The sequence below is a fragment of the Anaeromyxobacter terrae genome, from assembly GCF_022690685.1.
Classification (GTDB): domain Bacteria; phylum Myxococcota; class Myxococcia; order Myxococcales; family Anaeromyxobacteraceae; genus Anaeromyxobacter; species Anaeromyxobacter terrae.
Genome location: NZ_JALCYY010000080.1, coordinates 1 through 19,330 on the forward strand (window position 1 = coordinate 1; position 19,330 = coordinate 19,330).

General features: G+C 73.8%; 19 protein-coding genes and 1 pseudogene. 10 read left to right on the forward strand and 10 right to left on the reverse strand.

Annotation, left to right across the window (positions count from 1 at the left end; all coding sequences use genetic code 11):
* A partial coding sequence (locus tag MNY62_RS22905) for a hypothetical protein (RefSeq protein ID WP_242346660.1) occupies nucleotides 1–282 on the forward strand: 282 nt, incomplete at its 5' end.
* Here MNY62_RS22905 and MNY62_RS22910 read toward each other — a convergent pair.
* Complete coding sequence (locus MNY62_RS22910; protein WP_242346661.1) at nucleotides 255–1,430, reverse strand: integrase core domain-containing protein; 1,176 nt, start codon at nucleotides 1,428–1,430, stop codon at nucleotides 255–257. The two genes, MNY62_RS22905 and MNY62_RS22910, sit on opposite strands and share 28 nt — an antisense overlap.
* Nucleotides 1,431–1,654: 224 nt before the next feature.
* On the opposite strand from MNY62_RS22910, the gene fmt reads away from it, so the two are divergent.
* From fmt to MNY62_RS22930, 4 genes are all read left to right on the forward strand, one after another.
* On the forward strand, nucleotides 1,655–2,596 hold the full coding sequence (gene fmt / locus MNY62_RS22915) for a methionyl-tRNA formyltransferase (RefSeq protein WP_242346662.1): 942 nt from the start codon (nucleotides 1,655–1,657) through the stop codon (nucleotides 2,594–2,596).
* Entirely contained in the window at nucleotides 2,593–3,915 is a 1,323-nt protein-coding gene (locus MNY62_RS22920) for a transcription antitermination factor NusB (RefSeq protein WP_242346663.1), read from the forward strand. Before fmt ends, MNY62_RS22920 begins: the two co-directional genes overlap by 4 nt.
* A 74-nt stretch (nucleotides 3,916–3,989) precedes the next feature.
* Nucleotides 3,990–4,679, forward strand: a complete 690-nt coding sequence (rpe, locus tag MNY62_RS22925) for a ribulose-phosphate 3-epimerase (protein ID WP_242346664.1) — start codon at nucleotides 3,990–3,992, stop codon at nucleotides 4,677–4,679.
* Nucleotides 4,676–6,139, forward strand: a complete 1,464-nt coding sequence (locus MNY62_RS22930) for a sensor histidine kinase (protein WP_242346665.1) — start codon at nucleotides 4,676–4,678, stop codon at nucleotides 6,137–6,139. Before rpe ends, MNY62_RS22930 begins: the two co-directional genes overlap by 4 nt.
* Nucleotides 6,140–6,327: 188 nt before the next feature.
* On the opposite strand, the gene MNY62_RS22935 is transcribed toward MNY62_RS22930, so the two are convergent.
* Genes MNY62_RS22935 through MNY62_RS22945 form a run of 3 tightly spaced genes read right to left on the reverse strand, consistent with a single transcriptional unit; the run spans nucleotide 6,328 to nucleotide 8,332 of the window.
* The gene (locus tag MNY62_RS22935) at nucleotides 6,328–6,768 is read right to left on the reverse strand and encodes a septal ring lytic transglycosylase RlpA family protein (protein WP_242346666.1); all 441 of its coding nucleotides are present in this window, start codon (nucleotides 6,766–6,768) and stop codon (nucleotides 6,328–6,330) included.
* Entirely contained in the window at nucleotides 6,765–7,409 is a 645-nt protein-coding gene (locus tag MNY62_RS22940) for a uracil-DNA glycosylase family protein (RefSeq protein WP_242346667.1), read from the reverse strand. Before MNY62_RS22940 ends, MNY62_RS22935 begins: the two co-directional genes overlap by 4 nt.
* On the reverse strand, nucleotides 7,400–8,332 hold the full coding sequence (locus MNY62_RS22945; protein ID WP_242346668.1) for a DUF429 domain-containing protein: 933 nt from the start codon (nucleotides 8,330–8,332) through the stop codon (nucleotides 7,400–7,402). The genes MNY62_RS22940 and MNY62_RS22945 overlap by 10 nt, the downstream gene beginning before the upstream one ends.
* A 127-nt stretch (nucleotides 8,333–8,459) precedes the next feature.
* On the opposite strand from MNY62_RS22945, the gene MNY62_RS22950 reads away from it, so the two are divergent.
* Both MNY62_RS22950 and MNY62_RS22955 read left to right on the forward strand, forming a co-directional pair.
* Nucleotides 8,460–8,876: a response regulator gene (locus MNY62_RS22950; RefSeq protein WP_242346669.1), complete on the forward strand. Its 417-nt coding sequence runs from the start codon at nucleotides 8,460–8,462 to the stop codon at nucleotides 8,874–8,876.
* A 107-nt stretch (nucleotides 8,877–8,983) separates the two neighbouring features.
* Nucleotides 8,984–9,904 carry a hypothetical protein gene (locus tag MNY62_RS22955; protein WP_242346670.1) on the forward strand — a complete coding sequence of 307 codons (921 nt, stop codon included), beginning with the start codon at nucleotides 8,984–8,986 and terminating at the stop codon, nucleotides 9,902–9,904.
* Between the two features lie 3 nt (nucleotides 9,905–9,907).
* Here MNY62_RS22955 and MNY62_RS22960 read toward each other — a convergent pair whose 3' ends face one another.
* Both MNY62_RS22960 and MNY62_RS22965 read right to left on the reverse strand, forming a co-directional pair.
* Entirely contained in the window at nucleotides 9,908–10,888 is a 981-nt protein-coding gene (locus tag MNY62_RS22960) for a TRAP transporter substrate-binding protein (RefSeq protein ID WP_242346671.1), read from the reverse strand.
* Nucleotides 10,889–10,905: 17 nt separating this feature from the next.
* The gene (locus MNY62_RS22965) at nucleotides 10,906–11,817 is read right to left on the reverse strand and encodes a TRAP transporter TatT component family protein (protein ID WP_242346672.1); all 912 of its coding nucleotides are present in this window, start codon (nucleotides 11,815–11,817) and stop codon (nucleotides 10,906–10,908) included.
* A gap of 73 nt (nucleotides 11,818–11,890) precedes the next feature.
* Between MNY62_RS22965 and MNY62_RS22970 the strand changes: the two genes are divergently transcribed.
* Nucleotides 11,891–13,747: a TRAP transporter large permease gene (locus MNY62_RS22970; protein ID WP_242346673.1), complete on the forward strand. Its 1,857-nt coding sequence runs from the start codon at nucleotides 11,891–11,893 to the stop codon at nucleotides 13,745–13,747.
* 35 nt (nucleotides 13,748–13,782) lie between these two features.
* Here the strand turns inward: MNY62_RS22970 and MNY62_RS22975 are convergent, their stop codons facing one another.
* Both MNY62_RS22975 and MNY62_RS22980 read right to left on the reverse strand, forming a co-directional pair.
* The gene (locus MNY62_RS22975) at nucleotides 13,783–14,526 is read right to left on the reverse strand and encodes a phosphatase PAP2-related protein (protein WP_242346674.1); all 744 of its coding nucleotides are present in this window, start codon (nucleotides 14,524–14,526) and stop codon (nucleotides 13,783–13,785) included.
* A 33-nt stretch (nucleotides 14,527–14,559) separates the two neighbouring features.
* A complete protein-coding gene (locus tag MNY62_RS22980; protein WP_242346675.1) occupies nucleotides 14,560–15,393 on the reverse strand; it encodes a class I SAM-dependent methyltransferase in 834 nt (277 codons plus the stop codon).
* An 85-nt stretch (nucleotides 15,394–15,478) separates the two neighbouring features.
* On the opposite strand from MNY62_RS22980, the gene MNY62_RS22985 reads away from it, so the two are divergent.
* Nucleotides 15,479–16,279, forward strand: a complete 801-nt coding sequence (locus tag MNY62_RS22985; protein WP_242346676.1) for a glycerophosphodiester phosphodiesterase — start codon at nucleotides 15,479–15,481, stop codon at nucleotides 16,277–16,279.
* Between the two features lie 57 nt (nucleotides 16,280–16,336).
* Here MNY62_RS22985 and MNY62_RS22990 read toward each other — a convergent pair whose 3' ends face one another.
* The gene (locus MNY62_RS22990; protein WP_242346677.1) at nucleotides 16,337–17,119 is read right to left on the reverse strand and encodes a DUF4412 domain-containing protein; all 783 of its coding nucleotides are present in this window, start codon (nucleotides 17,117–17,119) and stop codon (nucleotides 16,337–16,339) included.
* Nucleotides 17,120–17,285: 166 nt separating this feature from the next.
* The gene (locus MNY62_RS22995) at nucleotides 17,286–18,884 is read right to left on the reverse strand and encodes an ABC-F family ATP-binding cassette domain-containing protein (RefSeq protein WP_242346678.1); all 1,599 of its coding nucleotides are present in this window, start codon (nucleotides 18,882–18,884) and stop codon (nucleotides 17,286–17,288) included.
* Nucleotides 18,885–19,040: 156 nt separating this feature from the next.
* Between MNY62_RS22995 and MNY62_RS23000 the strand changes: the two are divergent.
* A pseudogene (locus tag MNY62_RS23000) lies at nucleotides 19,041–19,330 on the forward strand (hypothetical protein); the annotation flags it as partial.

A 19,330-nucleotide genomic window follows, 5' to 3' on the forward strand; every position in this document is an offset into this window, starting at 1 on the left:
CCCGACCGCGACCCCGCCCCCGACCTCGACCGCGACCCCGACCCCGACCCCGACCCCGACCCCGACCCCGACCCCGACCCCGCCCCCGACCCCGACCCCGACCCCGACCCCGACCCCGACCCCGACCCCGACCCCGACCCCGACCCCGACCCTGACCCCGACCCCGACCCCGACCCCGACCCCGACCCCGACCCTGACCCCGACCCTGACCCCGACCCTGACCCCGACCCTGACTGGGCAACCCAAATCTTCGGTTACACCTCAGACCGGGAGCTTGGGTGACACCTCCTTGGCCAGCTCGGCCTGACGAAGGTCGGCTCCTTGGCGCGGTCGTTCACGGTTCCGAGGTGTACCGGGCCGAACATCGCGCGCCAGATCCCTTCGTCCGTCTCGTTCAGCCCAACCCACTCGCCTGCGAGGCACTCCGAAACGAAGAAGCGCTCGCCCCTCCACTTGATGCTTCCGTTGTTCGCGACGAGGCGACGCTCCCATTCCCCTGGGTACTCGGGCGGGCGAAGCGGGCACGGATAGCTGCGCGGGGACGTGGAGTAGACGCTCGCGGGCGGGCGCTGCTCGAGCGCTTCGTGGGGGCGCTCCTCGTTGAACTCGCGCCTGAAGCGGTCGAACGCGAGCTGCTGCTCGAACATCGTCGGTTGTGGCGGCTTCGTCGTCTGCTGCTTCAGCGTGCGGTGCATCCGCTCGTGACGACCGTTCTGCTGGGGCTTTCCCGGCTCAATGCGCTCCGGCCGAATGCCGAGCTTCACCCACCAGACCGCGAGCCGCGAGAGCCCGCCTGCCCCCAACGTCGCAAATGGCGAGCCGTTGTCGGGGCGCATTGCGAGCGGCAAGCCGTACTCGACGAACGCCGCGTCGTACACGGGCTGTACGAGCGCGGTGTTCTCCGCCTCGAGCGCCTCGCACCTCAGCAGGAACCTGCTGTGCGCGTCCGTAAGCGTCAGCGGGTGGCAGCGCACGCCGTTGCCGAGCCGGGAGTGGCCTTTGAAATCCGTACACCAGACCGCATTCGGCGTGTCGCATTCTGCGAACGGCTGGTTCGATGCATCGACCCGGCGCCGTCGCCGCCGCTGACGGACCAACCCGTGCTTTTCTAGAATCCTGCCGATGGTCGAAGCCGCAGGCGGATCGGTGCGGACGACGTGTTCAGCCATCCAGGCCTGAATCTTCCTCGGTCCCCAGTACGGGTAACGTCGACGTACCGCGAGCACCTGCGCGACGACGCTGATTGGCAGCGCATGCGGGTGTGGACCAGGAACGGGATCGCGATCCAGCAGAGCAGCTCGGCCGCCTTCGTGGAACCGCGCTAGCCACTTGTACGCGGTCTTGCGGCTGATCCCGAAGGACCTACTCAGCGCGGCGATGTTCGCATCGCGGCTCAGCGCCAGCTTCACGAACTGTTCGCGTTCGTCCATGCGACAGGTCTCTTTCCACGGCACTCGGGCCACCTCCCAGGCGGAGGTGTTACCCGAGCTCCCGGTCTGACCTGTCACCCAAGTACCCGGTTTGTACCGACCCCGACCCCGACCCCGACCCCGACCTCGACCTCGACCCCGACCTCGACCTCGACCTCGACCCCGACCTCGACGATGTCGCCCCGATAGACCCCGACCTCGACCCCGCCTATACAGACGCCCTCATGCGCATCGTCTTCATGGGCACTCCCGCCTTCGCCGTACCCCCGCTCGACGCGCTCGCGCGCGCCGGGCACGAGATCGCGGCGGTGGTGGCGCAGCCGGATCGTCCGGCCGGACGCGGGCAGGCGCTCCGCGAGCCTGCGACGAAGGTCTGGGCCCGGGAGCACGGCGTCCCGGTGCTGCAGCCGGTGAAGGTCCGCGACGGCACCCTCGCGCGCGAGCTCGCCGCGCTCCGGCCGGACCTCCTCGCCGTCGCCGCGTACGGGCGGATCCTCGGCCGGGATCTCCTCGACCTCGCGCCACGCGGTGCGCTCAACGTGCACGGGTCGCTCCTGCCGAAGTACCGCGGGGCGGCGCCCATCCAGTGGGCGATCGCCGAGGGGGAGGCGGAGACGGGCGTCTCGATCATGCAGATGGACGAGGGGCTCGACACGGGCGACGTGCTCCTCCAGCGCGTCCTCCCCATCGGCCCGGACGACACCTCCGAGACGCTCGCGCCGAAGCTCGCCGCGCTGGGCGGCGAGGCGCTCGTCGCCGCGCTCGCGCTCCTCGCGGCGGGCGACGTCGTGCCGGTGAGACAGGACGGGACGCGCGCCACCCTCGCGCGGATCCTCGAGAAGGAGGACGGCCGGGTGGCCTGGGCGCTCCGCGCGCGGCGGATCCGCGATCGGCTGCGGGCGTTCACGCCCTGGCCAGGGGCGACGACCACGCTCGACGGACGGGCCGTGAAGCTGCTCGAGGTCGTGGAAGATCCGGCGGCCGCGGAGGCCGCGCCGGACGCCCCCGGCGCCGCGGCGGTCGTGCCCGGGCGCGGCGTCGCGGTGCGCTGCGGCGAGGGGACGGCGCTCCTCGTCACCCGCCTGCAGCCCGAGGGGAAGCCCCCGCAGGCCGCGACCGACTTCGCGAACGGCCTGCGCCGTCGCACCTTCACCTTCGGCACATGACGACCGCACGCCAGATCGCCTTCGAGGTCCTGCGCCGGGTGGACGAGGGGGGCGCCTACGCATCGCGCGCGCTGGACGCGGCGCTCGCGGCTGCCGGCGCGCTCGACCCGCGCGAGGCCGGCCTCGCGACCGAGCTCGTCTACGGCACGCACCGCCGCGCGCGCTCGCGCGACGCAGCGCTCGCGCCGCACTCGCGACGACCGGTGGACGCGCTCGATCCCGCCGCGCGCGTCGCGCTCCGGCTCGGCGCCTACCAGCTCCTCTTCCTGAAGAAGCCCGCCCACGCCGCCGTCGGCGAGACCGTCTCCCTCGTGAAGACGGTCGACCACGGGCGCGCCGCCGGGTACGTGAACGCCGTGCTGCGAGCGCTGGCGCGCGCGCCGAGCCTGCCCGAGCCGCCCGCCCTCGCGGCCGATCCGGCCGGGCACGTCGCGGTCGCCGAGGCGCTGCCGCGCTGGCTCGCGGAGGAGTGGGTCGCCTGGCTCGGGCCGGAGGAGGCGCTCGCCCTCGCGCGCGGCATGAACCAGCCGGCCGCGCTCACGGTGCGGTCGCCCGAGCGCGACGCCCTCCTCGCGCGGGCCCGGGCCGCCGGCCTCGCCGCGGAGCCCACCCCGCGCTCGCCCGACGGGATCGTCCTCGCCGGGACCTCGGTCGCCGCGCTCGCGCGCGCCGCGGCCGGGCTCGCGTTCCAGGTGCAGGACGAGGCTGCTCAGCTCGTCACCCTCTTCGCGGCGGGCGCGCTCCGCGGGACCCGCGCGCGGGTGCTCGACGCCTGCGCCGCGCCCGGCGGGAAGGCGTTCCACCTCGCCGAGCTGCTGGCGCCCGGCTCCGAGATCGTCGCGGTGGAGCTCCACCCGCGCAAGGCAGAGGAGCTCGCCCGCGAAGCGGCGCGGCGCGGCCTCCCGGGAGTCCGCGTGATCTGCGCCGACGCCACCCGCCCGATCCCCGGCCTCGAGCCCGGGAGCTTCGACGCCGTGCTCGTGGACGCGCCCTGCGCCGGCCTCGGCACCCTCCGGCGCCACCCGGAGCTCAAGCTGCGGCGGACGCCCGCCGACCTGGCACGGATGGCCGAGCTCCAGGCGGCCGTGCTGGCGAGCACCGCGCGTTACGCCCGGCCGGGCGCGCCGGTGACCTACTCGATCTGCTCGCTCTCGCGCGCCGAGGGGCCGCGCATCGTCGAGGGAGCGCTCCGCGGGGGCCTCGCGCGCACCGGCGGCGGCGCCGTTCCGGCGGACGTGCTCACGCCCGACGGCGACCTGCTCACCGTGCCCCACCGGCACGGGACAGACGGGTTCTACGCCGCGCGACTCGCGCGGTGAGCGCTGGAGGGTCCGCGCCGCGGACCCTCACCGCGGCCCCCCGTCGGCCGGGTCTCGCGTAGACTGTGCGCCCCATGCCCCTGCCGATCCGCATCGCTCCCTCCATCCTCTCCGCCGACTTCGGCCGCCTCGCCGAGGAGGTGCGCGCGATCGAGGCCGCGGGCGCGGACGTGGTCCACGTCGACGTGATGGACGGCCGCTTCGTGCCGAACATCACCATCGGCCCGCTCGTCGTCGAGGCGGTGCGGAAGGTGACGAAGCTGCCGATCGACGCGCACCTCATGATCGTCGAGCCGGAGCGTTACGTGGAGGCGTTCGCCAGGGCGGGGGCGGACATCGTCTCCGTCCACGCCGAGGTGTCGCCCCATCTGCACCGCACGCTGCAGGCGATCCGCGCCGCCGGCGCCCGCCCCGCCGTCGCGCTCAACCCCTCGACGCCGCTCTCCGCGATCGAGTGGGTGATCGGCGACTGCGAGATGGTGCTCGTCATGACCGTGAACCCCGGGTTCGGCGGGCAGCGCTACATCGACGCGTGCACCGACAAGATCCGGCAGCTCCGCGCGCTCGCCGACGCGCGGAACCCGGCGCTCGAGATCGAGGTGGACGGCGGGGTGAAACCCGAGACGGCCGGCCTCGTCGCCGGCGCGGGCGCGAACGTCCTCGTCGCCGGCACCGCGGTGTTCGGCGCCCCCGACTACCGGGCCGCCATCGGCGCGATCCGCGCGCACGCGGACGCCGCGCGCGCCGGCGGAGGCGTCCGGTGAACGTCGCCGCGGCCATCGCCGCGGCGGCGGCGCTCGTCGCGGTGCTCGCCGGCGCGCTCTCGCGCCGGCTGTCGCTCGCGCCCGGCTGGCGCGATCAGCACCGCTTCTCGCTCGTCGCGTTCACCGCGGCCGCGTACGCGGTGTGCAACCTCGCGACGACGCTCGGGCTCCCCGACCTGGTCGTCACGATCACCTCGCGGTTCCAGGTGGCCAGCGCGCTCCTGCACTTCTGGGCCTGGCTCGGGTACTCCGAGACGTTCGCCGGGCTGAAGCCGGGCCGCTGGCAGCAGGTGGCGGGTCGGGGCTTCCTCGTCCTCGCGGCCCTCGCGCTCGTCCCGGGCGTGGTCTTCACGAGCGAGGTCGTCACCCACGAGGTGCCGGCGTTCGGCGCGGTCTACCGGGACGCCCTCCCGAGCGCGTTCGGCTACGCCGTCTTCGCCGTGCTCCTCGGCGCCTCGCTCATCACCTGGTGGCGCTTCGTCCGTGCCTGGCGCGCCGGCGTCCGCCACGCCGGTGTCCACGCGGCCGCCTTCGGGACCCTGATCCTCTTCGGCCTCAACGACGCCCTCGCGACGACCGGCGAGTTCGCGACGCCCTACCTCCTCGACACCGGCTTCATCGTCCCGATCGTCGCGGTCTACTGGACGATCACCGTCCGCTTCGCCGACAACGCCCGCGCGCTGCAGTCGATGCGGGCGCGGCTCGAGGAACTCGTCGAGACCCGCACGCGCGCGCTCGCGGAGGCCCAGGCCGCGCTGCACCAGTCGGAGAAGCTCGCCGCGCTGGGCCGGTTCGCGACGGCGGTCGCGCACGAGATCCGCGATCCCACCGCGGTGATCACGACGAACCTGCGGCTGCTCGAGGACGGGCTCCGCCGCGCGGACGCGGGCCTCGAGGGCCGCGACGCCGTCGCGGACGCGCTCGCCGCCCTCGAGCGGCTCGGCGCGCTCGTCCGTGCGCTCGCCGAGGCGGGCGGGGCCGCCGCCGCCGAGCCGGGCGGCCGCGCCGTCGTGGCCGACGTGGTCCGCGCGAGCGTGTCCGACGCGCGCATCCGTGCGGGAGACCGGATCCGGATCCTCGAGGAGATCCCGGCCGGCCTCTCCGTACGCGCGCGCCCGGAGAGCGTCGCGCACGTGCTCGGCAACCTCCTCGCGAACGCCGCCGACGCGGTGCCGGAGGGGCGCGCCGGCCGCGTCGAGGTGCGCGCGGAGCGGCGCAGCGGAGCGGTGCGCATCACCGTCTCCGACGACGGCGCCGGCATGCCGGCCGACGTCCTGCGCCGCGCGTTCGAGCCCTTCTTCTCGACCAAGCGCGACGGGCGCGGCCGCGGGCTCGGGCTCGCCATCTCGCGCGGGGTGGTGGAGGGGAGCGGCGGCGCGCTCTGGCTCGAGAGCCAGCCGGGCAAGGGGACGCGGGCCATCCTCGAGCTGCCGGAGCTGCGGCTGACGCCGCGGCCGTGAGACGAGGCTCGCCCCGGCCCGCCGACGGCTGGCCGCCGTCAGGCCCTCATGGCCGTGGTCGCTTGCGTCGATCTTCCTCCCCCCGGCTCGTGCTTCGACAAGCTCAGCACGAGCGGATCATGGACCGCTCGCCCTGAGCCTGTCGAAGGGCGAGGGGTGGACGGGGTCGACTCGAGCGATCACCGCCGTCAGTCCTCGACCGCCTCGACGCGGACGCGGGCGAGGCCGCGGTCGACGATGCCGAGCTTGCGCGCCGCCGCCAGCGAGAGATCGACCACCCGCCCGCGCTTGAACGGTCCGCGGTCGGTGACCGTGACGACCACGCTCCGCCCGTTCTCGAGGTCCGTGACCTTGAGGCGCGCGCCGAACGGCGCCCGCGGGTGCGCGCACGTCATCGCGTGCATGTCGTAGCGCTCGCCGCTCGCGGTGCGCCTGCCGTGGAACTTCCTCCCGTAGAAGCTCGCGAGGCCCACCTCGCCCCCCTCCTCGCCCGCGGGCGCGGAGACGGACGGACGCGGCGACTCCTCCGCCTCCGGACGGCGCGGGGCGTGGGTGCAGGCCGCGAGGGCGGCGAGGAGCACGGCGACGGGCGCGACCCGGCCGAGCGTGCGCGGGCGCCGCGCGGTCACCGCCGCGTCCTCCGCCCGAAGGTGCGCGCGACCTCCGGGTGGCGCCCGAGCAGCGCGAGCGCCTCCTCGAGCAGCGTGCGCCCCGGCTCCATCTTGAACCAGGTGGAGGCCCCGGACGGATGCGGGAGCGGGATGACATCGACGTTCACCCCGTGGAACTGCGTCCTGAGCGTCCGTCCGACCACGGCCGCGATGGGCTCCGTGTGGCCGAGCACCTCCTGGATGGCGAGCCGGCCGACCGGAATGACGAGTCGCGGCGCGAGGATCTCGACCTCGCGCTCGACGAAGCCCCGCCAGAGCGCGCACTCCTCGGGCGTGGGGACCCGGTCCCCGCCGCCCTTCGTCTTGCCGGGAAAGCAGCGCACCACGGCGCTGATGTAGACGCGCGCACGCACGGTCTCCTCGTCCGCGCCGGTCGCGCGCTCGAGCCAGCGGAAGAGCGTCTTCCCCGCCGTCCACGCGAAGGGGCGCCCGAACCGCGCCTCGTGCGGGCCGGGCGCCTGGCCGATGAGGAAGATGCGGCTCGCCACGACCGGGCCGTGCACGGGAGGGCCGAAGCCGCGCGGCTGGAACGCCTGGATGTCGCGGTGCACCGCCGCGAGCGCGGCGGCGGCGTCGGCGCGGCCCGCGCTCAGCGCCACGGCTCCTCGCGCACGGAGTGGATCCAGCCCTCCGAGCGCGGCACGTTCGACGGAACACCCTGGAAGCCGTCCTCCCACGCGGCGGCGGCGCCCGTGGCGGCGAGGACCGCGTCGAGGTGGTCGCCGCGGCCGTCCTCGACGACCTGGGCGGCCTGCTCCATCTCGAACTCGAGCTTCGCCGCGCTGCGGAGCGTGCGCAGGATCGCCGCGCGAGTGGACGCGCGAGAGATGCCGTCGCGGTCGTCGTCGCGGTAGGCGCAGACTCCGCAGACGACGCGCGCGACGTGCGCGGGCCGCACCTCCGCGATGGCGGGCTTTCCGGCCTGCGGCGGATCCCACGGGAGGAAGCTCGCCTGGACCTGGGCGAGCGTGCACAGCCCGAAGAAAGTCTGGCGGTAGCTGCGCGCGCTCGTCGGGGTGGAGACCTCGGCCCGATAGCAGTCGGTCGCGCGCGGGCGATCCTTGCCGAGCTCGTCGCGGAAGCGCGCCGCGCCTTCGGTGAAGTCGCCTCCCGGCCCCACGAACCGCTCGTGGAGGTTGCGGCCGAGCACCGCCGGCCCGCGGATCGCCTGGCGCAGGAGCCCGAGCTGACGGAGGTGCGTCTCCGAGAGCGACAGCGCGAAGTCGACGCCGACGACGAGCCGCCCCTCGGCCCACTTCGCCTCCTCCTCCAGCCAGCCGGCGAAGCGCGCGTGCACGTCGCGCCGACCCGGCGCGTCCGTGAAAGGGCGCCACAGCCGCGTGAGGCGCTTCTTCGTCCGACCGCACTCGATCTTGGCGGCGAGGATCTGGTTGCCCGCGCCCTCGACGCCGCTCCAGCGGAGGCCGATGACGACACCGCGCTCCGGCAGCGACACGGAGGGCGGGTGCGCGCGGCCGAACACCGCCGCGGCTGAGCTGCTCGTGCCCTCGTTCTCCGCCATCTTCCTCGATTCTCCGGCGCACGCGGCGCGACCGGTGCGTTTACCCTCCGCTCGCCGCAGGTGTCAACGCCGCGACCCCGATCGCCCACACCTCCGCCGTCCCCAGTCTCGATTGGGGCCGCCTCGCATGCCACGGTTCCCGGACGGGATCCGGGTGCCTACTGTGCAGCCGAACGTGGCTTCCCCCGCCCGCATCCTCGTCGTCGAGGACGACACCGCGATCCGGCAGACGCTCGCGGAGCTGCTCCAGGACGAAGGCTTCGAGGTCTCCTGCGCCGCCAACGGCGCCGAGGCGCTCGCCCACCTCACCCGCTCCGTCGCGCCGAGCGTCATCCTGCTCGACCTCACGATGCCGGTGATGGACGGCTGGACGTTCCGCTCCGCTCAGCGCGAGGACCCGCGCCTCGCCGGGATCCCGACGGTGGTGGTGTCGGCGAACCACGCCACGGATCGCCGGGCGGTGGCGGGGCTCGAGGCGGCCGCGTTCCTCGCGAAGCCGTTCGATCTGGACTCGCTCATCGACACGATTCACAGGCTGTGCTGAAGCTGCGGCGGCGGGACATCTCTCTCGCGACGTGATCCCTCCGCTCGGCTTGCCCCGCCCCGCAGGGAGCGCGGGCCGCGACGCGGTCTGGCGGTAATGTCGGCCGGATGGCCCCGCTCCTCGACCGCGCGATCGACGGGTTCGCGATGTGGACCGAGGACCGGCGCGCGCGCGCGGCGGTGGGTTTCCGCGCGGCCCCCGGCGTGCCGCTCGACTGCTTCGGCCCGCTCCCGGCCCTCCCCCTCGCGCCGCCGCGCGCCGGATCGTGGCGCGCAGCGTCGCCGCGCCCGGCCCTGGGCGACGCCACGATGGCCGTGCACGCGCGCGTCGCGCGCGGCGTCCGGCGGGGCACCGCCGTGCTCGTGCCGCCCTGGAAGGTGCCGCGCCTCGCGGTCGTCGCCGGGTACGCGCGGCTCCTCGCGCGCGCGGGCTACGACGTCTGGACGCTCGTTCCGCCGCGCCACCTCCAGCGAACGCTCCCGGGCGCGCGCAGCGGCGAGGGCTTCGTCTCGCCCGACCTCCCGGCCCTCCGCGTCGCGTTCGAGCAGCTCGTGCTCGAGCTCCGGGTGCTCGCGGCGCTCGCCCGCGCCGGGGGCGGGGCGGTCGGGGTGGTCGGGCTCTCGCTGGGCGCGCTCGCCGCCGCGCTCGCGGCCACGGCGCCCGAGCCGCTCGACTTCGCAGCGCTCGTCGCGCCCCCGGCGGATCTCGCGGCGGTGTTCGCCGGGACCCCCATCGGCCGCCGCTACCTCGCCCTCGCGAGCCGCGCCGGCGAGCCGCCGCCCCCACCCGACGCGCTCTCCCGCATGCTCGCGCCCTTCCGCGCGGACGCACGACGCCCGACGGCGCGGCGCGTGCTCGTGGCGGTGGGGCGAGAGGACCGGATCGCCCTCAGCGCGGGCGCGCTCGCGCTCGCGGCGGCATGGGGGGTGACCGCGCGGAGCTATCCGCGCGGCCACCTCACCCTGCTCTTCGCCTGCCGCGCGCTGCGGCGCGATCTCGCCCGCTTCGTCGCGGGCGAGGATTGGTGACGCCTACTTCGCCGGGCAGGTGTCCCGCGCGGCCTTCACCGCGTCGAAGAACTCCGCCGGGACGACGCCGCCGCGCACGACCGCCCAGGACTTCTCCATCGCCTGGCGCCACGGGGCCGCGTCGACCTTCACGACCTGCAAGCCCTGCTTCTGCATGGCCCCGACGGCGTCGGCGTTGAGCCGGCGCACCTCGACGTCGACCTTCTGCCCGAGGTCCTTCGCGATCTGGAGCAGCTTGGGCCGGAGGTCGGCCGGGATCTTCTCCCACGCGTCCTTCCGCACGAGGGTCGCGCCCATCATGTAGGACCAGGACACGTCCATCATGTTGTTCGCCTTCTCGAACAGGCGCGCGGTGAGGACGTAGAGCGGGACGTTCGGGACGCAGTTGATCATCCCGGTCTGGAGCGACGGGTACATGTCGTTCGCGGAGAGCACGACCGGCTGCATCCCGGCCGCGCGGAACGCCTCGACGCTCTTGGGATCGCCCTCCCACGCCCAGATCTTCGCGCGGCTCATCTCGGCGGGCGTCTTGAACGGCGAGTCGCAGAAGAGGTGGATCGCCCCGATCCGGCTCCACTGCAGGGCGATGAGCCCGCGCTTCTCGAGCGCCTGCTCGATGCGGGGCCGCACCTTGTCGAAGGCGCACTCCATCTGCGCCTCGCTCTGGAACAGGAACGGCACGCTCAGCGCCTGCGGCTCGGGGATGACGTCGTGCATGCCGACGTTGGAGATCGCCGCCGCCTGGAGCTGGCCGATCCCCATCTTGCGGACCATGTCGCCCTCGGACCCCTGGGCGCCGCCTGCGTAGATGCGGACCTTGACCGTCCCACCCGACGCCTGCTCCCACTTCTGGCCCATCTCGCGCAGGAGGTCGTGCCAGGTCGAGCCCTGCGGCGCGAGCGTGCCGAGCTTCAGCGTCACGGTCTGCGCGCGGGCGGCGGTGGCGAGCGCCGCGAGCATCGCGGCGAGGAGGAGCTTCTTCACGGGGATCTCCTTGGGAATCAGAGGAACAGGTCTTCGACGTGATCGAGCAGGACGCGCGCGCGCCGCTGCGCGAGGATGTTCGCGAGCCGGTACTTCGGCACTTCCTCGGCGTTCGCCCGCAGGACCTCCCCGAGCTCGCGCTCGAACGCGGCCCGGTCCTGCTGCTTCACCAGGATGCCCTCGGCATAAGCGACGCGGGGGCCCAGCTTCTTGTTCAACGAGAGCTCGAGCGCGCGCTCGAGGTGCGCCTTGGCCCGCGCCGGGCCGCCGCCCTCCCCCTCGCTGCGGGCCGCGTCGAGCGAGACGAAGTACTCGTGCAGCGCTCCCTCACCCCACCGCTCGTCGAGGGCGAGGGCCCGCTCCATCATGGCGATGGGGATCGGCAGCTCGGCCACGAGCGCCATGTCCCCTTTGCCGTTCGCGATGGCGAGCGTCCAGGCGGACGCCGTCCAGTAGAGCGCCTCCACGTCCCGCTTCTCCGCGCACTTCAGCACCTTCGCGAGGTCGCGCCCCTCGCGGAGCCGCTCCGACATGTGCTCGTGCCGCTGGTCGAGCGCCCTCAGGCCGTAGTCGCGCGCGCGGAGGTACAGCTTCCGGGCCCGCGCCCTGCCGGCGCGCGACGCGTCGAGGTTCCCGTCCAGGTCCGCGCGGTCGGCGTCCGACTGGACGAACGCGTACGCATACTGGGTGAAGTTGCCCGCCAGCGCGCGGAGCAGGCCCTCGTGGTGCGGGTTCTCCGAGAGGAGCCCCTCCATCGTCTTGAGGCCGAAGGGCACGGCCTCGCGGACGAGCTCGGGATCGTCGTCCGACCCGTAGGTCGAGCCGCTCTGGGCCACGGCGTCGGAGACGAACGACATGGCGGTGCTGCGGCAGCCGGAGAGCGACGCAGCGGTGACGGAGAGTGCAGTGAGGAGCAGGAGATGCTTCACGGGAAAGGGCGCGGCTGGCGGGAGTTCGTGGTAGTCATATTTGCCCCTCCGGAAGGGGTCAATCGACTTTCTCGTGACCGCCCCATCCACGCTCCCCCCCGACTCCGAAGGCGCTCCCGCTCCCGCGGCCGGGACGCGCCTCGAGCGCGGCCTGCTCGCCTTCTTCCTCCTCGCGATGGTCGCCCTCCCCGCGGCCTCGACGGTCTCGCGCCGCTTCACCGGGCGCGAGCTGCCGGGCTCCGCGGTGCTCGCGCAGCACATCACGCTGTGGGTCGGCTTCCTCGGCGCGCTGCTCGCCACCGCGTCCGGCCACCACCTCGCGCTCTCGACCATCGACCTCGTCCCGGCGGGCCGACCGCGGCGGATCGCGCGGTTCTTCACCCAGGTCGTGTCGGCGGCCGCGTGCGCGCTCCTCGCGTGGGCGTCCGCGCGGCTCGTCGCGGTGGAGTGGCGGGGCTTCGGGACGGTGGCGTTCGGCATCCGGGTGGCGTGGAGCGAGCTCGTGATGCCGATCGGGTTCGGCTTCATGGCGCTCCGCTTCGCCTGGCGCGCCGGCGACGGCGGGCTGCGCTGGGCGCTCCGCGCCGCGGCGCTCGCCCTCGCCGGCTCCGCCTTCGGGCTCGGCGCGGTCGCGCCGGGGCCGGCGCTCGTCTGGATCCTCCTCGCGATCGTGCTCGCGGCGTTCCTGCTCGGCGCGCCGGTCTTCGTGGCGATGAGCGGCATCGCGATGGCCCTGTTCTTCCGGGACGGCGGCTCGGAGGCGATCGCCGCCGTCCCCACCGCCACGTTCAACCTCGTCTCCTCCGCGACGCTGCCGGCCATCCCGCTCCTCACCGCGGCGGGGTACGTGCTCGCCGAGGGCGGCGCGGCGCGGCGGCTGGTCCGCGCGTACAAGGGGATCTTCGGCTGGATGCCCGGCGGCGTCGCCATCATGGCGACCTTCGTCTGCGCGCTCTTCACGACGTTCACGGGCGCCTCCGGCGTCACGATCCTCGCGCTCGGCGGGCTGCTCCTCCCCGCGCTCCGGCGCGAGGGGTACCCGGAGGATTTCTCGGTCGGGCTCGTCACCGCCTCCGGCTCGCTCGGCCTGCTCTTCCCGCCATCGCTGCCGGTCATCCTCTACGGCGTGGTCGCCCAGGCGCCCATCGACCACCTGTTCCTCGGCGGGCTCGTCCCCGGCCTGCTCATGATCGTCATCGTCGCCGCCTACGGCGTGGCGGTGGGCGTCCGCTGCCACGCGCCCCGCGAGCGGTTCGAGCCGCGCGAGGCGGCCGCGGCGCTGTGGGCCGCGAAGTGGGACCTCGGCCTGCCGACCCTGGTCGTCGTCTCCGTCGCGACCGGGTTCGCCACCATCGTCGAGGCGGCGGCGCTCGCGGCCGCCTACTCGATCGTCGTCGAGCTCTTCATCTTCCGCTCCATCCACCCGCTGCGCGACCTGCCGCGCGTGCTCGTGGACGCCGCCGCCCTCGTCGGCAGCGTGCTCATCCTCCTCGGCACGGCGCTCGGGCTCACCTCCTGGTTCGTGGACGCGGAGATCCCGACCCGGCTCGTCGAGTGGATGACCGCGACCGTGAAGAGCCCTGCGCTCTTCCTGCTCATGCTGAACGCGGTGCTCCTCGTCCTCGGGAGCGTGCTCGAGATCTACTCGGCGATCGTCGTGCTCGCGCCGCTCGTGGCGCCGCTCGGCGCGGCCTACGGGATCGAGCCCATCCACCTCGGCGTCGTGTTCCTCGCGAACCTCGAGCTCGGGTTCCTCTTCCCGCCGATGGGGCTCAACCTCTTCCTCGCCGCCTCGCGCTTCGGCAAGCCGCTGCCGTACATGTACCGCAAGGCCTTCCCGTTCCTGCTCATCATGGCGGCCGGCGTGCTCGCCATCACGTACCTGCCGGCCATCACGACCGGCGTCGTGCAGCTCCTCGTCGGGAAGTAGGCCGGCGCGGGAGCTCCCCTCGCCGTGCGCCTCCGCTAGGCGCCGTCGCCCGCGCGCGCGGGCCAGCCCTCGCGCAAGGCGAAGATCGCGAAGGTCACCGCGTACGCGCCCACCACGTCGATCCCGTAGTGCAGGTGCGAGAGGAAGACCGACGCCACCACGAGCACGTGCGCCACGAGCGCGGCCGCGCGGAGCGGCGGCGAGCGCCACACATACAGCAGGAGCAGGAGGGTGGTCGCGGTGTGACCGGAGAAGAACAGGTCCTGCGTGAGGTAGGCGCGCATGGAGCCGTCGGCGAACACCTGCCAGGGCGACATGAGCGACCGGAACACCTCGCCGGACGCGTGGCCGGCGATCCCCACGCCGCCGACCTGCGGCGGCGGGGCGCCGAGCCCGGTGAGCACGAGCGTCGCGCCGCGCGCGAGCGAGACGAGGCCGCCCGTCACCGTGTAGCGGGCGAAGCGGCGCGGCGCGCGCCACAGGAGCACGAGCGCGAGCGGCACGTAGGCGACGAGCCAGAGCACGTAGTTCGTCCGCGCGACCCAGTCGACGTAGGGCACCGCGGACAGCACGAGGTCCGGGAGCGGCGGCGCGGGGCGCCGCTCGTTCCAGACCGCGGCGGCGGTCATGACCGCGTAGCAGGCCGCGCGGAAGGCGAGCGCGCCGAGCACGACCGGCCAGAGCGCGCGCAGCCCGGCGAGCCCGCGCGCGCGGGCGTCCGGCTCGGGCGCCGGCGCGCGGAGCTCACCCCGCTCAGCCTCTGCTCGTCGGAGGTCCACGGCGGGCTTATCCCACGCGCCGGCGCCGGCGCGCTACGCCGGCTCACCGGCGAGGAGCCGGACGAGCTTCGGGCGCACGCCGGCCGCGGCGACGAGCGCGTCGAGCCGCTCCTTCGCCTCGCGCGATCCGGCCCGCACCTTCTTGCCGAGGATGAGCTCGTTCTTCACGGAGTGCTCCCAGCCGGTGAGCTCGGTGACGGTCACCTTGTAGCCGGCCGCCTCGAGCGCGAGCGCGCGGACGACGTTCGTGAGGTGCGACCCGAACTCGCGCCGGTGCCAGGGATGATCGAACAGCGGCGCGAGGAGGGGCGACGGCGCCGCCGCGTCGGCGAGCTGGCGCGCCACCTCCGCCTGGCAGCACGGCACGACCGCGACGTGGTCCGCGCCGTGGCGGATCGCGAGCGCGAGCGCGTCGTCGGTGGCCGTGTCGCAGGCGTGGAGCGCGGTGACGACGTGGACGCGCTCGGGCACCGGCGCGCCGGCGATGGGGGACTCGACGAAGCGGAGCCGGTCGAACCCGAGCCGCGCGGCGCGCTCCGCGCCCGCGCGCGCGAGCTCCGGACGCGACTCGACGGCGAGGAGGGTGCCCTTCGCCGCGGGCCGCAGGAAGAGCTCGTACAGGACGAAGCCGAGGTAGCTCTTGCCCGCGCCGCAGTCGACGACGACCGGGTCGCCGAACCGGGCGAGCACGTCCTCGAGCGCCGGCGCGACGAGCCCCGCGAGGTGGTTCACCTGCTTGAGCTTGCGCAGGCTGTCCGCGTTGAGATCGCCCGCGCGCGTGAGGAGGTGGAGCTCCTTCAGGAGCTCCGTGGACGTGCCGGGGAGGAGCTCGCGACGGACGGCCTCCCCTTTCACCTGGCGGCGCATGTCGGCGTGTTGTAACCGAGGGAGGCGCGAAGATCGAAGGCGATCTCGATCTATCTCGACCCCGCCCTCTACCCGACTCCACCCCATGCACCCCTTCCTCTCCCTCCCCTCCCCCTGGCTCGTCGCCCACCGCGGCGGGAGCGCCCTCGCGCCGGAGAACACCCTCGCCGCGTTCGACGTCGCGGCGGAGCTCGGCGCGGACGCGATCGAGACCGACGTGCGGCGCACGCGCGACGGCGTGGTGGTCGTGTTCCACGACGAGACGACGGAGCGGATCACCGGCGCGCCCGGGACCGTGGAGGGGCGGACGCTCGCGGAGCTCCGGGCGCTCGACGCCGCGTTCGGCTTCACGCAGGACGGGGGCCGCACGTTCCCCCGCCGCGGGACGGGCGTCGCGATCCCCACCTTCGCGGAGACCCTCGCGCGCTATCCGGCGATGCGCTTCATCGTGGACGCGAAGTCCGAGGAGCCGGTACTCGCCGAGGCGCTCGCCTCGGCGGTCCGCGCGGCGGGCGCGGAGCACCGCGTCTGCGTCGGGTCCTTCTTCGACGCGCAGGCGGAGCGGCTCGGGGCGCTCCTCCCCGGCTGCGCGCGGTACCTTCCGCAGGAGGCCGCCACCTGCCACGTGCTCGCCGCGCTCTCCGGCGGCGACGCGTCCGCGTGCCCTGGCGGCTACGCGCTCGCCTCGCTGCCCGCGCGCATGAACGAGCTCCAGGTGGTGTGTCCGCCGGTCATCGCGCACTTCCACGGGCGCGGCATGCCCGTGCACGCGTGGACGGTGGACGACCCCGAGGAGATGCGCGCGCTGCTCGCCCTCGGGGTCGACGGCCTCGTGACCGACCGGCCCGACCTGCTACGTTCCGTGCTCGGTCGCTGGGGGTCGTGAACCGATCCGGGACCGCTGCTGCGGCGGGCCCGGGATCGTTGCACGTCCTCCGAACCGTCATCTGCCTGCCGGCGGTGCGCCCCCGCCGCGGCGCATCATCTGCTCCATCTGCTTCCGCTGCTCGGGCGGAAGGTTCTTCATCATCTCCTCCATCTTGCGCTGCATCTCGGGCGTGACCCCCGGGAGGGCGGTCTTCGCGTAGCCCGCCGGGACCTCGAACTTCGAGGGCGGGACCTTCTGCCGCTCCGCGCGCACGAGCTCCATCGTCATCTGCGGCGCGCCGGCGGCGGCGTCGACGACGACCCAGCGGGCCGGGAGGCCGTCGAGCCCGGCCTTCTTCAGCGCGCGGGGCAGCTCCGCGTCCGCCGCGCCGCCGCTCGCCGCCCAGGCGGACACGGTCCCGAGGTCGCGCGTGATGCAGACGTCGAACCGCTCGCCGCCCGAGCCGGTGATGCGGGCGCGTTCGCAGCCGAGCCCCGCGACCTTGTCGCTCCCGGCGCGCTCCACCGTCCAGCGCACCGGCTTTGCATCGCCCGAGTCGCCGACGCTGTAGGTCTTGCTCCCCTCGTTCACGAGGTACACGCGACCCGGCTCGCTCGCCTTCACGATCGAGGTCATGCGCATCCCGTCGTTCACGCCCTGGCTCGCGAGCTCCGGGGATGCCGCGATCGCGATCTCGCTGCGCGACCCCTTCGCCGAGAGGTAGACGACGGCGGTGCCATCGCGGGCCGGGCCCTGCCCCGAACCCTTGATCCGGTACTCCGCCCTGCCCTCGAACTCCGCCGCGCTCGCGCCCAGCGCGAGGGTCAGCGAGACGACCGCGACGACGACCTGACGCATGCACGACCTCCCCGGCTGCCGGATGGGCAGCACTGATGGTCAAGTATGCCATCGGAGGAAGGACGCGCGCCAGACCGTTCGCCGTCACGTCGAAGGCGTCCCGGGGCGGGTCAGGCACGCGCCGGCGGCGCGAAGATCACGTCGCAAGGCGACGAGACGCAGCCCGCTAGGCGTGCGCCGCCGCGAGGTCCGGGTGCTTCTCGACGAACTCGTCGAAGGTGCCCGGGAAGTCGAGCACGGGCTCGCCCTGGTGCAGCGCCCAGATGCGCGAGCCCACCTCTCGGATGAGCTCCTGGTCGTGCGTGACGACGATGAGGGTGCCCTCGTAGCGCTGCAGCCCCTCCGACAGCGCCGCGATCGACTGGAGGTCGAGGTGGTTCGTCGGCTCGTCGAGGACGAGGACGTTGTCCTTGAAGAGCATGAGCTTCGCGAGGAGGAGCCGGACCGTCTCGCCGCCGGAGAGCGTCGCGGTGGGCTTCATCCGCTCCTCGCCCGAGAACAGCATCCGGCCGAGCAGCCCGGAGATCTCCTCGTTCGAGAGCTTGTCCTCGAGCTCGCGCAGCCAGCCGAACGCGGTCGTCCCCGGACGGATCGCGCCCTGCTGATCCTGCGGCAGGTAGCCGACCTGCGCCTGGTGGCCCCACTTCACGTGGCCGTGGTCCGGCTGCAGCTCGCCCGCGATCATCTTCACGAGCGTGGTCTTGCCGACGCCGTTCTTGCCGATGACGCAGACCTTCTCGCCGCGCGTGACGAGCGCGCTGAACGGCTGGATCACCTCGTTGCCGCCGTAGCGCTTGTCGATCCCCTCGAGGGTGAGCGTCTGCTTCCCCGAGGGCGCCTTCTGCTCGAACTTGATGAACGGCGCCTGGATGTTCGAGCGCTTCATGTCCTCGAGCTTGAGCTTCTGCATCGAGCGGATGCGGCTCTGGACCTGGGAGGCGCGCGTGCCGGCGTGGAAGCGCGCCACGAACTCCCGGAGCTGCTCGATCTTCTTCTTCTTCTCGGCGTTCTCCGACTCGACCCGCGAGCGCACCTGGCCCTTCTGGCGGACCATGTCGTCGTAGCCGCCCGGGTAGGTGATGATCGTCTCGTAGTCGATGTCCGCGATGTGCGTGCAGATCGCGTTCAGGAAGTGGCGGTCGTGCGAGATGGTGATGAGCACGCCCTCGTAGGCGTGGAGGAACTTCTCCAGCCAGCGGATGGAGTCGATGTCGAGGTGGTTCGTGGGCTCGTCGAGGAGCAGCCCCTGGGGCTTGCCGAAGAGCGCCTGCGCGAGCAGGACGCGCAGCTTGTAGCCGCCGGTGAGCGCCCGCATCGGCTGGTCGTGCCAGGGCTCCTCGATGCCGAGGCCCTGGAGCAGCTCCGCCGCGTCTGCCTCCGCCGAGTAGCCGTCCTCCTCGGCGATGGTCCCCTCGAGCTCGCCGAGCCGGGTGCCGTCCTCCTCGGAGATCTCGTCCTTGGCGAGGAGCGCCTCCTTCTCCTGGAGCGCGGCCCAGAGCCCCGTGTTCCCCATGAGGACGACGTCGAGGACGCGGTTGTCCTCGAAGCGGAAGTGGTCCTGGCGGAGGATGCCGAGCTTCTTCGGCCGGAGGACGGAGCCGGTGTCGGACTCCTCGTCCCCGGCCAGGATCTTCATGAAGGTGGTCTTGCCCGCGCCGTTCGGGCCGGTGAGGCCGTACCGGTTCCCGGGCGAGAACGCGACGTTCACGTCCTCGAAAAGCCGCTTCGGGCCGAAGGCCTTGGTGACGTTCTGCACTGAGATCATGGTCGCGGGGCGTTTTAGCGGAAACCCCGCGCATTTGCGAGCCGGCCGAACCCTCGCCGGAGCCGCTTCCGCTCGCGCGAGGGTACGCGTTCTCGACCCGCCCGCCCTCGCGGGCTAGGCTCCCGCCGCGTGAGGGCGCCCCGCGCCGAGCCTCGCTTGCCCGCCCGCCCGGCCGCCCGCGCCGCCGCGCTCGTGGCGCTCGTGCACGCGCTGCCGCTCCTCGATCGCGCGGCGCTCGCGGCGGTGCTCGAGCGCGCGCGCGCCGACCTGTGGCTCACCGACCTCCAGCTCGGGCTCGCCGCGAGCCTCCCGGCGCTCGCCATGGGACTGCTCGCGCTCCGCCCGGCGCACGCGTCGACCGAGGGCGGCCTCCGGCGCGCGCTCCCCGCCGCACTGTGGGGAGCGGCGGCGGCGCTCGCCGGGGCCGCGCGGGGGGCGTGGACGCT